The following is an 18051-nucleotide window of genomic DNA, read 5'->3' on the forward strand; positions in this document are numbered from 1 at the left end:
TTTTATTTTATTTCGATTTTATATATTTGAATAAATATCGAAATAAAATGAATCAATTTACAAGAGAAGCCAACCTCCGCGATATTAACGATACCCAAAAGATCTGGGACCTGATCATCATAGGCGGCGGGGCTACGGGACTTGGCGCAGCTGTAGATTCAGCTTCACGCGGCTTCTCTACATTATTACTGGAACAGGCCGATTTTGCCAAAGGCACCTCGAGCCGGGCTACCAAACTGGTACACGGCGGCGTTCGATATTTGGCACAGGGCGATATCGGCCTGGTACGTGAAGCTTTACGTGAGCGGGGATTATTATTAAAAAACGCCCCGCACCTGGTAAAAAACGAAAGTTTTATTATTCCTAATTACTCCTGGTGGGATGGCATTTTTTATACTATAGGTCTCAGTATTTATGATTTGCTCGCCGGCAAGCTAAGCTTTGGCAGGGCAAAACATATCTCAAAAAAAGAAACGCTAAAACGGTTACCGGGCATCCAGGAAAAAGGGCTTCACGGTGGCGTTGTATATCATGACGGGCAGTTTGACGATTCGCGGCTGGCCATCAACCTGGCGCAAACGGCCATTGAACAGGGTGGCACTTTACTGAATTACGTTAAAGTAACCGGGTTAATTAAAGATCCCGCCGATGAAATTACAGGTGTAAAGGCCACTGATATTGAAACCGGCGATACACTTCAAATAAAAGCAAAAGCGGTAATCAATGCAACCGGCATTTTTGTTGATGACGTGCTAAAAATGGATACCCCCGAGAAGAAACCCATGGTAAGGCCAAGCCAGGGCGTACACCTGGTGCTCGACCGTTCATTTTTACCGGCAGAGGATGCGCTGATGATCCCTAAAACGGAAGACGGGCGTGTACTTTTTGCAGTTCCATGGCATGAAAAATTATTAATCGGCACTACCGACACCCCTATCGACTCACATAGCCTGGAGCCGGTAGCGCTGGATGAAGAAGTACAGTTTATACTGCGAACAGCCGGTAAATATCTCACCAAAGCTCCTACCCGTGCAGATGTATTAAGCGTATTTGCAGGCTTAAGGCCACTTGCCGCCCCGCAGGATGGATCGTCAAAAACAAAGGAAATTTCACGAAGCCATAAGCTGATCGTTTCGGCCTCGGGCTTAATTACCATAACCGGGGGCAAGTGGACCACCTACCGCAAGATGGCCGAAGATATTGTTGATAAAGCTATTGAAATAGCCGGGCTTAAAAACATGCCTTGCAAAACGGACTCCTTACCTATCCATGGCAGTCGCCCCAACCCCGACCGCACAAACCCCATGTTTGTTTATGGTAGTGATACCGAGAAAATTCTTGCTCTATATAACGAGAACCCTGACTGGAAAAACCTCATTCATCCTCAAGGCAGCTATACTAAGAGTGAGGTAATCTGGTCGGTAAGGAATGAAATGGCACGTACTGTTGAAGATATCCTTGCGCGGCGTACCCGTGTGTTATTCTTAGATGCGCGCCTGGCTACAGAGATGGCACCCGAAGTAGCCCGCCTCATGGCCGGCGAACTTGGAAAAGATGCAGCATGGGAACAAGCGCAGATTAAAGCTTTTAACGAAACAGCAAAAAATTATATACTAACACCGCATTAAAATAAAATTTAATGTGATATTCAATAAATAAACCAAGGTAGACCAAACCAAATTATGCAGGAATATATTTTAGCGCTTGACCAGGGCACTACCAGCTCACGGGCCATAATTTTTGATCATGCCGGCAAAATTATTGCTTCGGCACAAAAAGAATTTAAGCAGTATTTTCCTAAACCCGGCTGGGTTGAGCACAACCCTAACGAGATTTGGGCAGGCCAGATTGGGGTTGCTGCCGAGGCCATCGCGAAAGCAGGCTTAGGTGGCGGAAATATCAAAGCGATAGGCATCACCAATCAGCGTGAAACCACCATAGTGTGGAACCGCAAAACCGGCGAACCCATCCATAACGCCATTGTTTGGCAGGATAGGCGTACCGCCGCCTTTTGTGATGAGCTAAAACAAGGCGGTCATAGCGATATGATCCGCGATAAAACAGGACTGGTAATAGATGCCTACTTTTCAGGTTCAAAAATTAAATGGATCCTGGACAATGTTGAAGGTGCAAGAGCGCAGGCCGAAGCCGGTGAACTGGCCTTTGGCACGGTTGACAGCTGGCTCATCTGGCAGCTTACCCGCAGCGAAGTTCACGCTACCGATGTAACCAATGCCGGCCGTACCATGCTGTTCAATATCCGCACACAACAATGGGACGAGGAACTGTTACAGCTGTTCAACATCCCAAAAAGTATCTTGCCCGAAGTAAAACAGTCAAGTGAATTATATGGCGAAACTGCCAATAACTTATTTGCGCAACGGATCCCAATAGCGGGCATAGCCGGTGATCAGCACGCGGCTTTATTCGGGCAAATGTGTATTGATAAGGCTATGGTTAAAAACACTTATGGCACCGGCTGTTTTATGCTGATGAATATCGGGCATGAGTTTATCAAATCAAAAAACAACCTGCTTACCACCATCGCCTGGAAAATAAACGGGGAGATCACCTACGCCTTTGAAGGCAGTATTTTTATAGGCGGCGCGGTAGTACAATGGCTGCGCGATGGCCTGGGTATTATCAAAACATCGGCCGATGTTGAAAAATTGGCTACATCGGTAAAGGATACCGCAGGCGTTTACTTTGTACCTGCATTTGCGGGTTTGGGCGCCCCCTATTGGGACCCGGAAGTTCGCGGCGCTATTGTTGGACTAACCCGCGGGGCTACAGCGGCCCACATTTCAAGGGCGGCGTTATCATCAATAGCTTACCAAACCATGGATGTACTGAAAGCGATGGAGGCCGATGCGGGTATGGAGATAAAAGAACTGCGCGTGGATGGCGGCGCAACAGCCAATAACCTGCTGATGCAGTTTCAATCGGACGTGTTGAACTGCAAAGTGATCCGGCCCGAGGTTACCGAAACCACAGCACTTGGCGTAGCCTATATGGCAGGGCTGGCTGTTGGCTATTGGAAAGATATAGCCGAAATCCAGCACTTGTGGGCAGCCGAAGCCGAATTTAACCCTGCAAACGATCTTGATGAAGTAAAATCGGGCATTGCGGGCTGGAAACGCGCGGTAAGCACGGCTCAATGCTGGTCAAATTCCGGCCATCCTGTAACAGTTATTTAATCCACCTTTAGAATATTTTAACATGTCTCCATTTGTAGCCGAACTGATAGGCACCATGCTCTTGATATTATTAGGTGATGGTGTAGTAGCCAACGTAGTTTTAAAAGATACCAAGGGAAATAACAGCGGATGGATAGTAATTACCACCGCCTGGGGATTAGCCGTTTTTGTAGGGGTAGTTGTTGCCGGTCCGTATAGCGGCGCACACCTTAACCCTGCCGTAACCATAGCACTCGCTATTGCAGGTAAGTTTGCCTGGGCAAATGTTGTGCCCTACATTATTGCCCAGTTTGCAGGTGCCTGCATGGGCGCGTTTTTAGTATGGCTCATGTATTACGATCATTTTAAACGTACCAATGATCCAGCTTCTATATTGGCGGTGTTTTGCACCGGTCCTGCCGTGCGCAATTACATATCAAACATTGCCAGCGAGGTAATAGGTGCTTTTGTATTGCTCTTTACCATTTTCTACATAGCCGGTGCCGAAATCACGCCGGCAAAAACCCCTATTGGCCTGGGTTCAGTAGGCGCTATCCCCGTAGCATTACTGGTTTGGGTGATCGGCTTGTCATTAGGGGGCACTACCGGCTACGCTATCAATCCCGCGCGCGACCTTGGCCCACGCTTTATGCATATGCTATTGCCGATAAAAGGCAAAGGAACCAGCGATTGGGCGTATGCGTGGATTCCCGTGATTGCGCCATTGGCAGGTGGTGCTATTGCTGCAATATTATATCTCGCTATCAAACAATAACAAACCACTATAAATTAAATTACTGCCCAATCATTTTTGGAAGATATTTTTGTCCCACTTCCTGAACTCATAATATTTGCTTTTGGGTTCGCCGGTTAACCCGTTGATGCCTTTTTTACGTGGGAGGTAGTAGGCATGGATATATAGAAAAGGTATAATAAACAGGGCTAAGAAAGCCATAGCTATGGTTCTTCCAAAGTAAAAAGAGATCGCGATAACAATAATAAGAGTAAGCAGATATTTACCTACCCGGCGCACAACAGGTGTACGCTCTTCAAAATGGCCAAAAATGATATTGCCGAGTGCGTAAATGATACTTACAATAGCTACCTCGAACCAAAGCGATTCTGTTGTCCACATATTTCAGGAGATTGGTTGTATAAAAATACGAACCCAATACCATTCTTTTTAATTTTTCGCGCAAAGGCGCAAAGACGCTATAAAAATGTGAAAAGCTTAGCGTCTTTGTGCCTTTGCGCGAAATTATTACTCTGTCTCCAGCAAAGCCTTGATCTTATTAAAGATCTCCGTATTACTATAAACTCCCCTAAAATCCAGCGAATGCGGCCCGTAGCTAAATACAGGAACCGGGGTACCGGTATGATCGTTGGTACTGAAATCGCCCCATACATAACCTTTGCTGATACTGCCATCAAGCAGGGTTAAGCCGCCGGTTTCATGATCGGCAGTTACAATTACCAGGGTTTCACCGTCCTCGTCGGCAAATTTCAGCGCCTCGCCAACTACACGGTCGAAGTCGCTGTTTTCGGTGATTACTTGTTTTAGGTTGTTAGCATGGCCGCCGTGATCAATCTGCGAACCCTCAATCATCATAAAGAAACCTTTTGGAGCATTCTTAAATGCTTGGGTTACTTTATTGAACGCCAGCGGCAGGTAATTTCCCCTCCCCTCCATTTTTGGGCGGGTTACGCTATCATCCATTAAGCCGAGGATTTTTGGCGCCGAACTATTCAGAAATTCGTCAAAGTTACGAATAACGGTATATCCCCTCTTTTTCATCTTGCCTATCGGGCTTTCACCATTAACCGGCCAGATGAAATCTTTATAGGATGAGCCTAAGAAAATATCAATAGGCGACGAAGTAATCTGATTGGCAATAGCGGCCGAATGGCTCCGCTCTAAATCATGAGCATAGAAAGCAGCGGGAGTTGCGTCGGTTAATTCGCAAGCCACAATATCGGCAGTCTTTTTACCTGCTTCGGCACTATAATCCGCTAATGATTTTAAAGGTTTTCCTGCGGGATCAACTCCTACCGCCCTGTCATTAGTTTTTTGTCCCGAAGCAAAAGCGGTGGCTCCGGCAGCCGAATCGGTGATGTAAGCATCGGCAGAATTAGTTACCGAAAAGCCGATGTTAAGCATCTGAAAGATATTCAACTGCCCCCGGTTAGCGGTATAGGTTGAATAGATTTGCGACAAGCCCATACCATCGCCAATGCACAATATGATATTTTTAACTTTCTTAACGGTACCGTCCGATTTATAAGTAGGCTTATAGATAGCGTATGGTTGCGGCGCAGTGTATTCGCTCATAGGTTTCTTATCCAGGAAATCACCAAGCTCTTCTATCTTATCGGTACCAATCACATCCACCCCTAAACGGATCAGCGCCAGCCAGCTACTTTTGGTATCAGGAGTTTCCCAAAAGCGGATCTTTTTACCGGCATTATGTACGCTGTCAATCCCGCCTTTTATCCTGGCTATCTCTTCGCTGTTCAAAACACCTTTGCCATTCCAGTGCATGTATTTACCAAACGGAAAACTTACTAATCCGATCTTTTTCCATTGCCCGGGGGTAAAGCCGTTCATATGGTCAACATCAAAAGAGATCCAGGCCGGGTAACTGGTCATTTCGACCGGAGGAGGAACTGCGCCTGTCATTACTATAGATAACCTGCCGGGGTGGCCTTCATAATCAAAATACTGCTCCAATGGTTTTAGTTCTTTGATCACCAGTGGCAATACCGCTTTATGATCTTCCTTAATCTCAATAAGCAACCTTAAATGACGCTGCGGATCGCGTTTAAATTTTTCAATCAGCGGGTCGATGTACAAAATCTTTAATGATCGCTTAGCGTTAATCTCCTTTTTATCATGAGCCACCATTAGTCGTCCGTTAACGGCATAACAGTCGGCCTCGATAGAGCCGAAACCTTTTTCATAGGCCCTGAAAAAAGGGATACTGTTTTTATAATCATTGTGGGAATGTGCGTCGGCTACGGTATAAGCGGTTTTAACCTGGGCATTAACCGAAAGCGTGACACCTGAAAGCAACGCCGCCAGCGTAATAAGAGTAGTACTTTTTTTCATTTGGTATAGATATAGCAAAACCGGGCTGAGCCCGGTTTTTATAGTTTCAATATGTCAATTTACCAGCCGGCATTCTGTTTCAGCTGCCCCTGGCTTATCTGGATATCCTTTGGCGGAATAGGCCAAACGTTATCCCTCGCCGGGTCAAAGTTACGTGCTTTCCACACAACTGAGCCATCCGAACCGTGTAACGATTTTGCATAAGTTGCCTGTGCATCGCCCCAGCGTACCAGGTCAAAATTACGGTCGCTCCACTCGCCCGCCAATTCAACGCGGCGTTCGTGCTTCAGGTTAACCATAGTAGCATTGGTAATTGGCTTTAAGCCCGCACGTACACGCACCAGGTTAAGTGCGGCATCACCGTTTTTACCCTGCATGATCTGGGCTTCGGCTTTGATCAGCAAAATTTCGGCATAACGCAATAATGGTACGTTTAAATCTGTTGATGGCTCGTCACCGTTAGGGCTTACGTGGATGCCCCCAGCATAGCTAAACGGTTCCATATATTTGTTGAACTGGTAGCCGGTTAAGCTGTTGCTTTTACCACCAATTGGGTAAGTATAAGTCTGTCCGAAATACTGGAAGCTGTCACCTTTTTGAAGGATGGTAGCAGCAAGCCTTTTGTCGCCCGCTTCAAACTCGTCAACCAATTCTTTGGTTGGCTGATAGTAGCCAAAGCCGTTGTATAAGCCCCAGCCTTTGTTCTCCAGCATAGCACCCGGTAAAATGCTCTGACCATTCAGGTTACTGGCTACCGACCAGATATATTCAGTACTATAGTTATTGGCGATCTTGAACACATCGGCATAATTACTTAACAAAGCGTGTTTGCCGCTCAGGATAACCGAGTCGGCATATTTTTCGGCATTGGCGTAATCCTTAGCATGCAGATAAGTTTTAGCAAGATATGCATAGGCGGCAGTTTTATGAGCGCGACCCTTATCGGCAGCAGCAAGCTTATCAAAGTAAGGTAATAGCGAAGCAGCTTTTTTCAAATCAGCCTCGATATAAGCATAGTTATCTTTTACCGATGGCAATTGAGCAGGGAAAGCCAATGCATTGGTACGGTTTTGTAAAGGGGCGCCCTGTTTATCTGATCCGTACAAATCGGCTATCTCCAGGTGCATTACAGCATGGATAAAGTAAGCCTGGCCCAAAATAAAGTTTTTGGTAGCCGCATCCATGTTGATATTCGGTACATTGTTAATCACATCGTTAGCACGTTTCATCACCACAAAGTGCAGCTGCCAAGGCGCGTAAATACTGCTTTCGTTACCTGTACAAATAAAGTTTTTGATATTTTCCCTGTCGGCAGAGGTGCGGCCTACAACCATATCATCACTGGCGTTAATAAACCAAAAGAAACCACGACCGTAAAGGTCTTCGCTGTTGCTTTGTTTTTCGTATAAACCGTTGGCAGCCGCCTGAGCATCGTCGGCAGTTTTCCAGAAGTTGGTACTGGTTGGCGTACCGGTTGGTTTAATATTATCTAAAGTACCTTTTTTACAGCTTTGGGCCAGTGCAATAATCATTACACCCATTAAGCCTTTGCTAATTATATTTTTAAATTTCATCTCTGTATCTCCTTAATTATGGTTCCTGATTTCTTATAAGCCTACGTTAACACCTACTAAAATGATCCTTGCCTGTGGGTACAAGCCTAAATCAACACCATTTTGGTTAATACCAACCTCCGGGTCAAGACCTGTGTATTTGGTAAACGTTGCCAGGTTTTGTGCATTAGCGAAAATACGGGCGCTTCTTACACCAATCTTAGTCATCAGTGCTTTTGGCAGTGTATAACCAAGGGTTACATTTTTAATGCGCATGTACGAGCCATTCTCTACATAAAAGTCAGATACGTTACCAAAGTTGCCGTTTGCATCACTTGCCGAAAGGCGAGGGATATTGGTATTGGTATGGGTTGGAGTCCATGCATTTTTAGCGTCGGCCAGCAGGTTATAGTTTTGGATTGATGCGTTCAGGCCGGTGTATTTAACCGCGTTGAAAAGCTTGTTACCTGCAATACCTTGTAAAAATATGCTCAAATCAAACGGACCATAGTTAAAGTTTGCAGTAAAGCCATAGCTGAATTTAGGGAACGGTGTACCCAAATAAGTTTTATCAGCTTCGGTTATTTTGCCATCGTGGTTAAGGTCCTGGAACTTGATATCCCCTGCTTTAGCATTTGGCTGAATCAGGTTACCTGAAGCATCTTTATAGTTATTTACCTCATCCTGCGATTGGAATAAGCCGGCGGTTTTTAATCCAAAGAAAGAATACAAAGAGTAACCCTGCTGCAACCAAACCGGCACTAGGTTATCCCTCACGGTAGGACCAGAAAGGATGGTTTGTTGTCCCGGTAAAATGTCGTCTATCTTGTTTTTAATGTACGATCCGTTGGCGGTTAAATTATAATGAAGTTCCCCTACACTGCCATTATACTTTACCGATAGCTCAACGCCTTTGTTCTGGATCTTTCCACCGTTAACAAATGGAGGATTTGATACACCGTAAACGGCAGCCACCGGTGGCTGGAACAGGAAACGGGTATTCGTTTTCTGAAATACATCGGCAGTAATATTGACTTTGCCGTTCATCAGGCCCAAATCAACACCAATATCGGTTTGCGTAGCTTTTTCCCATTTAAGATTAAGGTTAGCCAAACCATCAACAGCCGAACCGGTAATGGCGGCGGCAGGGTTACCTAAATAACCTGCAGTTTTGGTTAAAGAAACCGAAGTTGGGAAGCTTGGCAAACCTGCAAGGTTACCTGACTGACCATAGCTTGCCCTTAACTTAGCAAATGAAACAAGCGCATCTGTAGGGAAAAATGATTCCTTGCTAATTAACCAGCCTGCCGATACGCCAGGATAAACCTCGGCGCGGTTTTTGCTCGAAAGTAATGAAGTAGCATCACGACGGATAATACCGTTAATGAAGTATTTTCCGGCATAATCGTAACCAATCCTGCCCAGGTATGAGATCAGTGCAGATTCGTTTTTATTACCCTGCAACGGTACGCCTGTCGGATTAAGCGTTCCGTTGATAATGTAACGGTAAGCCGGGTCTTCGCTCAGGTAATTATCAGTATTAACGCTAAAAAACTCCTGGGTATCATCCTGGTAGGTATAACCTGCCAAAGCAGTGAAGTGATGATTACCAAAGGTCCTGTCGAAGTTTAAAGTTTGCTCGGCGAGGATAGTGCGCGTGTTGTTTTGCTCCTGGAAAAGGAAGTTATCAAAAAACTTTTTACCGGGCTCCAACACCCTTGTGCTGAAGTTTTTGATGGTTTCTGAGTTTTTGGTGATGCCCAGGTTTGAGCGAAATTTTAAACCTTTAATCAGGCTTATTTCAACGTAAGGGTTAATATTGAAGCTGTTTACAGCATCGCTGTTATCCAAACGTTTTAAATAAGCAACGGGATTAATAACATCGCCATATGAACCTGCGTATTGTGCGGGCACACCACCGAAGCTACCGTCTGCATTGTAAATTGAGGCATTAGGCGGATAAAATATAGCTGATAATATAGCACCGGTATAAGCACTGGTTGTGTTAGCACCCTGTCCGTTGTTATAAGAGTACGAGAAGCTCTCGCCTATTTTCAGCCAGTTATTGATCTGGTGATCAGAGTTTACACGAAAGTTATAACGGATAGCATTGGTATTTAACAGGATAGCATCGTTTTTACGATAGCCGCCGGAGATATAAAAAGTAGATTTTTCGCTGCCGCCGCTGATATTCAGGTTATAATCCTGTACATAACCAGTTTTGAAAAGCGCGTTTGTCCAGTTGGTACGGGTTACGCGGGAATCGGGGTTTACAGTTGCATCAAAGGCGGGCAAACGCGTTTTTCCCGCGTTATCATATGCCGTGTTGATGGCATCAGCGTAATCAGCAGCATTTAAAGCCTGTAATATTTTTAAGGCATTTTGTACTCCGCCTTTAGCAGTTATATCCAGGTTGGTTTTCCCTTGTTTACCGCGTTTTGTTGTGATCAGGATTACGCCACCGGCAGCTTTGGCTCCGTAGATAGCTGCATATGAATCTTTCAACACGTCGATTGATTCAATATCTGAAGGATCGATAGGGCCGCCATTATAAATGGTTCCGTCAACAACCACCAGCGGGCCTTCATTGTTAAAAGAGCTCTGGCCACGCAGCCTGATGCTCGGGCCTGATGTCGGGTCGCCACCTTCATTTAATACGGTAACGCCGGCTATCTGCCCCTGCAGCATTTCGGTAACCGAACCTACTGACCTATCTTTAACGTTACTAACTTTCAAGGAACCTACCGAACCGGTTACATCTGTATTTTTCTGTGTACCGTAACCAACAACCACAACAGCATTTAAACCGGTAACATCAGCATCCAAAGTAATATTAAGCGGCGACTGACCGGCTGTGGCTTCACGGCTTTTGTAGCCGATAAAGCTAAAAACCAGCACCTCACCCTTTTCAACAGTAATTTTAAAATTACCGTTAATATCGGTTGAAGTAGCCGCTGTTGATGTTTTGCTGCGTACGGCCACACCTGCAAGCGGGCCATCTTTATCGGTCACCGTACCGGTAACAGTAACTTTTTCGGGAGCGCGCACCACTTTTTTGCGCGAGATGATGATGGTACCATACTTTTCCCGGTACTCCAATTGCGTATTGGCGGTTAAAGCATTAAGTACATCTTTTAAGGGTTTGTTTACAAATGAGTTTGCCTTTACTTTTACCACGGCCACATCATCCATTTTGTAGTTAAATGCAACGGTATTAACCGCTTTTTTGAGTTTCTCGAGCGAGGCATCCATGGTTTCATCGGCAAACTTTACAGTTACCGGCTGATCCATCAGCGAAGCGCTCCGTTCGGCCGAAGCACGTACCGGCAATGATGCCGCCAGGGTTGTTACCAGCAATAAAATTGCTGTGATTAATCTTCTTGAAATCCGGGTTAAAGATTTTTCCATACATTTGTTTTTAAAGTGATTAGTAACTGCCTGTTGGCTTTTAGTTTTTGGCAGCTACACTTAATTAGCCAGTGCTTGTTCGTAGCAGGCATTGGTTTCTCTTTTATATTATTATTTAATATTTACTGTATCTCCTTTCAGCTTATACTTTCGGCCGTCAATAAATTGCAGTATATCCAGCACCTGGCTGATATTGAGCTTATTTGAAAACCTTACCGAATAATGCTGCTGACTTAACTTTTTACCCGTGTATTTAAAGTTTACACTGTAGCGGTTTTGCAGATAAACTGTGATTTCTTTAAATGATACATTATCCAGTATCAGCTCATCATGCATCCAGCTCAGTGAATGATCACCGGCAACTTGCCGGCGTGTAAAGCTTTGGGTATGTTTATTATAGGTTAGCTGTTGTTGTGGCGTATAAAAGCCAAGGGTATGCTTTTGATCATGCACCTCAACCTTTCCACTGTTCACAAACACCTGGATGTCGGGCAATTCTTTATAAAACTTAATATTGAATGAGGTACCTAATACCTGCGTAGTAACTTTCGCCGTATGCACCAGGAACGGCTTTGAGGCATCATGCTTAACATCAAAAAAAGCTTCACCGTTTATGAGGGTAACTTCTCTTTTTGCAGCACTGAATGTAACCGGGAATTTGATTGACGTACCCGCGTTTAACTGAACGGTGGTACTATCGGGCAGCATCACTTGTTTCATACTGCCTTTGGGGGCGGTGATCACCTGGTAAACTAATTGCTCGGGCTTATGTTGTGCTAACTTTGAATATAATAGTCCGGCACAAACAGCTACCAACACGGCAGCTGCAACTTTTAACCATGCAGTATTTAACCTGCGGACATTCCCTTTAGCTATGGTCTGCTTTTCTATTCGTTCCCAAAGAGGATGTTTAAGGGCTTTAATTTTATCATCAGCTTCGGCGTCCGTATCGAGGTTGTGCATTAATTGCTGCAAAAGCTGCAATTCCCCGTCGGTGCATTTACCGGCGTTAAACTTATGGAGTAGTCTTTTTATTTCTTTTTGATTCACCTAACAGGAGCTTTATACCTGGTAAGTGACAGGGAAAGGAGGAGTGTACTATAAGCGTTTAAAAAAAATTATCAGCAGCAAAAATCTGCCGTAATTATCAAAGGGGATAACATCGTAATATTTCTGAACAGACTTTTTCAGTCTGCTTAAAGCATTGCTGATCTGGTTGCGTACAGTTTGATGAGATAAGCCTAAAAACTCGGCTATCTGCGGACCGGTCATGTCCTGCTCACGGCTGCATAAATAAACCTGGCGCATTTTTTCGGGCATATCCGCTATTTCCTGGTTTATCAGCAGGCGCAGTTCGGCAAGGGAGAGTTTTTGATCGGTGCTGTGTTCGTAAGTTTCATGTATTTCGGCAACATCATCTAAAGGACGTGGCTTGGTGCTTTGCTTTTTATACCACTTGTAGCTCATGTAGTTAATGGAAACCATTAAATAAGCCTCAAGCGCACCATTTACCTGGATGGTATGGCGATTTTTCCATATGGAGAGGAAGAGCTCCTGCACCATATCCATGGCTTCATCCTCATTTTGCGTTTTTTTTAAAGCGAAGGCAATTAACCTATCCGCATAACGCTCGTAAATTTCCCGGAATGCCTTATCATCACCGCCTTGCAGTTCAAATAAAAGTTGTGCATCCGAGTAATGTTTCACAGGGGTATTTTTATGAGGCAAAGTAACAGCACCGATGTTAAGCTAAATTTAAATATATATTAATGCTTTAGAAAATGTTGATCACAAATGAACATTATTTTTTTGCAGATTGATTTTGATTTAAAAATGGCTTTGATGTTTCAGATAAACTTCTACCTTTGTAATTCATCTGATGATTTACAAACATGAGTAAGATTATTAAAAAGTCGCTGGCAGAAGAGATCGCAGAGAAATTGAAGGAACAGATAAGCAACGGCCATTACCGGGTAAACGACAAACTGCCTACCGAACCCGAACTCATGGCCGAGTTTGGCGTTGGGCGTTCAAGCATCCGCGAAGCAACTAAAAGCCTGGTACAATCGGGCCTGCTCAGGATTCAGCAGGGTGCCGGAACTTTTGTAGAACGCACAGCTACCAATCCCGAACCCATGGAAGCCCGCTTAAAACGTGCCCGATCACAGGACCTCGATGAGGTAAGGCAGCTTTTGGAAATGAAAATAGCCGAAAAAGCTGCTATAAACCGCTCTCAGAAAGACATTTTTATCATGAAGGGACATTTAGAAAACAGGAAGAAAGCGGCCGAAGGCGGCTTATTGGAAGAATGCATTGACGCCGATGTTAAATTTCACATTGCCATTGCCGAAGCATCAAAAAACGAGATCCTGAGCGATCTATATAAAACAGCCGCCGTTCATTTAAAAAACTGGTTCACTGAAATCTATCCTGATACGCGCAGTTTTATCGAGACCCAGCACCTGCACGAAAAACTATTGAAAAACATCCTTGATTGCGATTCAAAACAGGCCTGGAATACCGCTACTGAAATTCATCAATATTAAAAATTTCATCAAATTCATCTGATGATATAATGTTTTATAATTTAATCTGTTACTAATGGAATCTACATCACCAACAACTATTGTCTCCGAACCAAAAAAATTGGTTCAGCAAACAGTGTATTCAATCTTGTTTACAATAAGCCTTGCTCATTTTATTAATGACATGCTGCAGTCGGTTATACCATCTATCTATCCGCTTATCAAGCAACGGTTCAGTCTTAACTTTACTCAAATTGGGCTTATTACCTTTACTTATCAAATTACCGCTTCAATTTTGCAACCCTTTGTAGGCCTTTATACCGATAAAAAACCTAAGCCATATTCATTGGCAATTGGCATGGGCTTTACATTATCAGGGTTGTTACTGGCCTCTTTTGCCAGCAACTTTTACATCATGCTGATGGCAGTGAGCCTTATTGGCATTGGCTCGTCTATTTTTCACCCGGAATCATCCCGGGTGGCGCATTTGGCATCAGGAGGTAAAAAAGGATTGGCGCAATCTATTTTTCAGCTCGGCGGTAATGCCGGTAGTGCAATCGGTCCGCTGTTGGCGGCTCTTATCGTGATTCCTTATGGACAATCAAACGTAATCTGGTTTTGCCTTATCGCCTTTGCAGGTATATTGGTATTGTTGCGGATAGCGAAATGGTACGCCGAGCGCCTCAGCCTCAATGCTAAAAACAAAAATGCAAAAGAAGCCGTGCATCTCAACATTTCAAAAAGGAGGGTGATATTTTCCCTAGGCATTTTGCTGGTGCTTATCTTCTCTAAATATTTTTACCTGGCCAGTATCACCAGTTATTATACTTTCTTCCTGATCAATAAATTTCATTTAAGCATTCAGCACTCACAAATTTATCTGTTCATGTTTTTAGGTTCCGTAGCTGCCGGAACGCTTTTCGGCGGACCATTGGGTGATCGTTTTGGCCGCAAATACATCATCTGGATCTCGATATTGGGTGTAGCTCCATTTACCATGCTCCTGCCTTATGTATCATTGTTTTGGACCGGCGTTTTATCTGTATTTATAGGCTTGATCCTTTCATCAGCCTTTTCGGCCATTTTAGTTTACGCGACAGAACTGGTACCGGGAAAAGTGGGATTGATAGCGGGCTTGTTTTTCGGTCTTGCCTTTGGTATGGGCGGCTTAGGCTCGGCAGTATTGGGTAAAGTTGCCGATATGACCAGTATTAATTATGTGTTTAAGATTTGTGCTTATCTGCCGCTGATTGGTATTTTCACCGGCTTGTTGCCCAATATTGAGGGTAAAAAGGCGGTAAACGGTTAAACAATACAGACTAATTAATCACGTCAACATAAGGCACGAAGCAATCCCCGATTAGCAGAGTAGCGATACAAGTCCCTCTGTACAGTTTGGGATTGCTTCGTACCTTATAATGACGCTTTTTTGGAAGATTGGCGCTACTGCCCCAGTTCCCTTACCCAAATATTCCGATAACTGATCGGCTCACTTTTATCGCCATGGGCCTGCAATTTAATTGGCGAAGCACCATGTTTACGGTATTCGGGTTTACCGATGTATGGGGTATCACCTATCAGTGATGTATTGTTTTGAACCAACACACCATTATGCAGCACTGTAGCACGGGCTGCCGATTTCAATGAACCATCCTCATTAAACTGCGGAGCAGTCCAGATCACATCATAGGTTTGCCACTCGCCGGGTTTGCGGCAGGCATTTGCCAGTGGGATAGCTTGTTTATACAAGCTACCTACCTGCCCATTCACATAGGTTTTGTTGTTGTAATTATCAAGTACCTGTAGCTCATAACCTCCGGCTCCCCATGGCAGGGCCGCCAGGAAAATACCGCTGTTACCACGTGCCTGCCCGCTGCCGGTTATGTTTGATGGGATCCGATATTCAATATGCAGTTGAAAATCCATGAACCTACGCTTGGTTTGGATATCGCCTGCTGTTTTATCGACAGTAATTATTTTATCATCAACCTTCCATTTATGGCTTGATGTGGTATCATTTGTAGCCACCCACTCGTCCAGGTTTTTACCATCAAACAAAATGATAGCATCAGAAGGAGCATCACCGGGAACTTTGCCCGGCGTAACTACAGCCGGCACCGGCGACCAGATCTCGGTATCTTCCGGCTTAGCGTTTTGCTGCGCGAATGCAGCTAATGAACTACCTGCTAATAAAGCAGTAAAAATAATCTTATGTTTCATTGAACTTTATATAACAACATTAATATCCTAAACAGTAATTAACCAATACCAACAGCTTTAGCTTTCCGACTTCAGCATTAAATTTCCTCAAATTTTATTTAGCCAGCGATTTGATCCATAACGCGATCTTGCGTGCTTCATCTTTAGGCACCTGCGGCATCGGCGGCATCGGTGTTGAATAATCGGGCCAATGTTCAGGCTTCGGGTTACGGATCAGTTGGATCAATTCGGCCACGCTGTATTTCCGTTTGGCTACATCCACATACGCTGGGCCAACCTGCCTTTTTGTAGCATTATGGCACGAAAGGCAAGTATTTTTCAGCAAAATCGGCTGTACCTCGGCATAAGTAGGAACGGCATTTAATCCAGCTGCAGATTTTACCGCCGCACCTTTTTTACCCGCAACGCCTTTTTTCAGATCGGTCGCCCCAACAGCTTTGGCAGAGTTTACCTTACTTACCTCCGTCATTGAAAGTTTTTGCCCTTCGGGGATGTTGTTGAGTGTGTAATAAGCCGTTGGATGAACTAAATTGAAATAGTTTTCTTTATCGCGGATACCTGTAAGCGTAATGGTGTGGATATAATATTTACGCAGGTTATTCACAATCAATCGCGCTTTTAAACCATCTGCAGATACCTTCACACCTGCTATCGGGCATTTTTCGGTATTTACCGGCGGGCTGCCATATACACCATGGTATTTATAGATATAGCTTTCTACAGAATATGAAGCAATGTCTTCAGCTACTTTTTTATCAACCGGCTTGGTAAACTCTATCTCAAAACCGTCGGGCATAGCACGGATAGCGCGCATCTCAAACGGAACTTTATTGTTCCATACCAATCGCTGCAATCCCATAGTGGCCTCCCCTGCCGATCCCCAGCCACGGTTGGTTTCGCCAGTAGCCAATGAACCATCAGGTAACCAGGCCAGCCTTACTATGCCTGACTGGAAACCGCTTCTGAAAGCCCAGGCCGCGCCCTGGTATTCGCCGTTAACTTTTTCTAAAAAGATCCTGTCTACCATGCTCTGTCCCTGGTCGCAAACCAGTAGCTGCCCCGCAAACGGACCAAATGCGCCTTCCGGGATTTTAACGATCTCGGAGTTTGAAATTCCTAAAATGCCATGAGGCAGCCAAACCGCGGGCAGTTGTAATTCAGGGATTTCCTTTTTGGCCTCGAACTCCGTTTTAAATTTTTCGTTAACTATGTCCTGCGGCTTTACAGGTTGGCCATTTTTATCAAACTCTATTCGGGGATTATTTTTGGCAAAGAATTGCTCGGACGTAAGTTTTAATGGCGAATTAGGCAAACCAGTCCAAACCAAACTTGAAGGATGCCCCATGAAAGCACCTTTTTTGATCGGCATAATACTGCCTGAGCCCACCCAGTCGCCCTGGTTATCTGAATACCAAAGCTCGCCATCAATCATACTGATACCGCAAGGCGAACGCAAACCGGCAGCCCATGGGATAACGGTGCCATCTTCTTTAATATTTAAAGCCCAGCCCCTGTAAGGCACAAAGCTTTTAGGGTGCCACCAATCGGGAGGGAAGCCAAGGTTCAAAGTCACAAAGAATGAGCCATCGGGCGCTATCTTAGGCCCAAAACTGTATTCATGATAATTACCCGATAATGGCCAGGCATAAATGGTTTCAAAAACATCGGCTTTGCCATCCATATTGGTATCAACCAGTTTGGTCAATTCGCCACGCTGAACCACATATAAAGCACCATCTTTCCAGGCAGCTCCCAAAACCTCATGCAACCCAGAAGCAAACTTACGGAAGAATGGGTGCTGACCAGTTGGGTTTTCGACCATAAAAATATCCCCGCGACGGGTGGTTACAGCTAAAGTACCATTAGGCAGTGTGCATAAGCCACCAACCTCAAGTATAGTACCTTCAGGCGCGGGCACTTTCATGATCTTAAAAAAGTCATCTTCTTTAGGTGATTCGGCCTGGGCAAAGGTATTTTTGATATCGCTTAACAGCGCGATAATTACAAGCGTAAATAAAAACGTGCCCTTGTTTATCATTTGTTTTAAAGTATTGTTCATGATC

The 18051-nt window shown here is 44.5% G+C and carries 13 protein-coding genes; 5 read left to right on the forward strand and 8 right to left on the reverse strand.

Annotation, left to right across the window (positions count from 1 at the left end):
• Positions 1 to 47: 47 nt before the first annotated feature.
• The 3 genes from SNE26_RS12615 to SNE26_RS12625 are packed head-to-tail and all read left to right on the forward strand — an operon-like array spanning position 48 to position 3951.
• Positions 48 to 1628, forward strand: a complete 1581-nt coding sequence (locus SNE26_RS12615) for a glycerol-3-phosphate dehydrogenase/oxidase (protein WP_321559711.1) — start codon at positions 48 to 50, stop codon at positions 1626 to 1628.
• 54 nt (positions 1629 to 1682) lie between these two features.
• Positions 1683 to 3197 (forward strand): glycerol kinase GlpK, encoded by a 1515-nt coding sequence (gene glpK, locus SNE26_RS12620; RefSeq protein WP_321559712.1) that lies wholly within the window; start codon positions 1683 to 1685, stop codon positions 3195 to 3197.
• Positions 3198 to 3219: 22 nt separating this feature from the next.
• The gene (locus SNE26_RS12625; RefSeq protein ID WP_321559713.1) at positions 3220 to 3951 is read left to right on the forward strand and encodes an MIP/aquaporin family protein; all 732 of its coding nucleotides are present in this window, start codon (positions 3220 to 3222) and stop codon (positions 3949 to 3951) included.
• A gap of 30 nt (positions 3952 to 3981) precedes the next feature.
• Here the strand turns inward: SNE26_RS12625 and SNE26_RS12630 are convergent, their stop codons facing one another.
• From SNE26_RS12630 to SNE26_RS12655, 6 genes are all read right to left on the reverse strand, one after another.
• Positions 3982 to 4311, reverse strand: coding sequence for a hypothetical protein (locus SNE26_RS12630; RefSeq protein WP_321559714.1), 330 nt, complete (start codon positions 4309 to 4311; stop codon positions 3982 to 3984).
• Between the two features lie 126 nt (positions 4312 to 4437).
• Complete coding sequence (locus tag SNE26_RS12635) at positions 4438 to 6282, reverse strand: alkaline phosphatase (protein WP_321559715.1); 1845 nt, start codon at positions 6280 to 6282, stop codon at positions 4438 to 4440.
• Between the two features lie 59 nt (positions 6283 to 6341).
• Entirely contained in the window at positions 6342 to 7856 is a 1515-nt protein-coding gene (locus SNE26_RS12640; protein WP_321559716.1) for a RagB/SusD family nutrient uptake outer membrane protein, read from the reverse strand.
• Positions 7857 to 7889: 33 nt separating this feature from the next.
• Positions 7890 to 11243 (reverse strand): TonB-dependent receptor, encoded by a 3354-nt coding sequence (locus SNE26_RS12645; RefSeq protein ID WP_321559717.1) that lies wholly within the window; start codon positions 11241 to 11243, stop codon positions 7890 to 7892.
• A gap of 111 nt (positions 11244 to 11354) precedes the next feature.
• Positions 11355 to 12293: a FecR family protein gene (locus tag SNE26_RS12650; RefSeq protein ID WP_321559718.1), complete on the reverse strand. Its 939-nt coding sequence runs from the start codon at positions 12291 to 12293 to the stop codon at positions 11355 to 11357.
• Positions 12294 to 12341: 48 nt separating this feature from the next.
• A complete protein-coding gene (locus tag SNE26_RS12655; RefSeq protein WP_321559719.1) occupies positions 12342 to 12950 on the reverse strand; it encodes a sigma-70 family RNA polymerase sigma factor in 609 nt (202 codons plus the stop codon).
• A 185-nt stretch (positions 12951 to 13135) separates the two neighbouring features.
• Between SNE26_RS12655 and SNE26_RS12660 the strand changes: the two genes are divergently transcribed.
• On the forward strand, positions 13136 to 13789 hold the full coding sequence (locus SNE26_RS12660) for a FadR/GntR family transcriptional regulator (RefSeq protein ID WP_321559720.1): 654 nt from the start codon (positions 13136 to 13138) through the stop codon (positions 13787 to 13789).
• A gap of 55 nt (positions 13790 to 13844) precedes the next feature.
• On the forward strand, positions 13845 to 15077 hold the full coding sequence (locus tag SNE26_RS12665; protein WP_321559721.1) for an MFS transporter: 1233 nt from the start codon (positions 13845 to 13847) through the stop codon (positions 15075 to 15077).
• A gap of 134 nt (positions 15078 to 15211) precedes the next feature.
• Here SNE26_RS12665 and SNE26_RS12670 read toward each other — a convergent pair whose 3' ends face one another.
• A complete protein-coding gene (locus tag SNE26_RS12670; protein ID WP_321559722.1) occupies positions 15212 to 15988 on the reverse strand; it encodes a DUF1080 domain-containing protein in 777 nt (258 codons plus the stop codon).
• A gap of 94 nt (positions 15989 to 16082) precedes the next feature.
• Positions 16083 to 18047, reverse strand: a complete 1965-nt coding sequence (locus SNE26_RS12675; RefSeq protein WP_321559723.1) for a hypothetical protein — start codon at positions 18045 to 18047, stop codon at positions 16083 to 16085.
• Positions 18048 to 18051: the final 4 nt, after the last annotated feature.

The organism is Mucilaginibacter sp. cycad4, from assembly GCF_034263275.1.
Classification (GTDB): Bacteria; Bacteroidota; Bacteroidia; order Sphingobacteriales; family Sphingobacteriaceae; genus Mucilaginibacter.

Bases quoted from the DNA above. Each gene is read 5' to 3' on its own strand.
- SNE26_RS12615 (WP_321559711.1), top strand. From the start codon at position 48: ATGAATCAATTTACAAGAGAAGCCAACCTCCGCGATATTAACGATACC.
- glpK (WP_321559712.1), top strand. From the start codon at position 1,683: ATGCAGGAATATATTTTAGCGCTTGACCAGGGCACTACCAGCTCACGG.
- SNE26_RS12625 (WP_321559713.1), top strand. From the start codon at position 3,220: ATGTCTCCATTTGTAGCCGAACTGATAGGCACCATGCTCTTGATATTA.
- SNE26_RS12630 (WP_321559714.1), bottom strand. From the start codon at position 4,311: ATGTGGACAACAGAATCGCTTTGGTTCGAGGTAGCTATTGTAAGTATC.
- SNE26_RS12635 (WP_321559715.1), bottom strand. From the start codon at position 6,282: ATGAAAAAAAGTACTACTCTTATTACGCTGGCGGCGTTGCTTTCAGGT.
- SNE26_RS12640 (WP_321559716.1), bottom strand. From the start codon at position 7,856: ATGAAATTTAAAAATATAATTAGCAAAGGCTTAATGGGTGTAATGATT.
- SNE26_RS12645 (WP_321559717.1), bottom strand. From the start codon at position 11,243: ATGGAAAAATCTTTAACCCGGATTTCAAGAAGATTAATCACAGCAATT.
- SNE26_RS12660 (WP_321559720.1), top strand. From the start codon at position 13,136: ATGAGTAAGATTATTAAAAAGTCGCTGGCAGAAGAGATCGCAGAGAAA.
- SNE26_RS12665 (WP_321559721.1), top strand. From the start codon at position 13,845: ATGGAATCTACATCACCAACAACTATTGTCTCCGAACCAAAAAAATTG.
- SNE26_RS12670 (WP_321559722.1), bottom strand. From the start codon at position 15,988: ATGAAACATAAGATTATTTTTACTGCTTTATTAGCAGGTAGTTCATTA.
- SNE26_RS12675 (WP_321559723.1), bottom strand. From the start codon at position 18,047: ATGAACAATACTTTAAAACAAATGATAAACAAGGGCACGTTTTTATTT.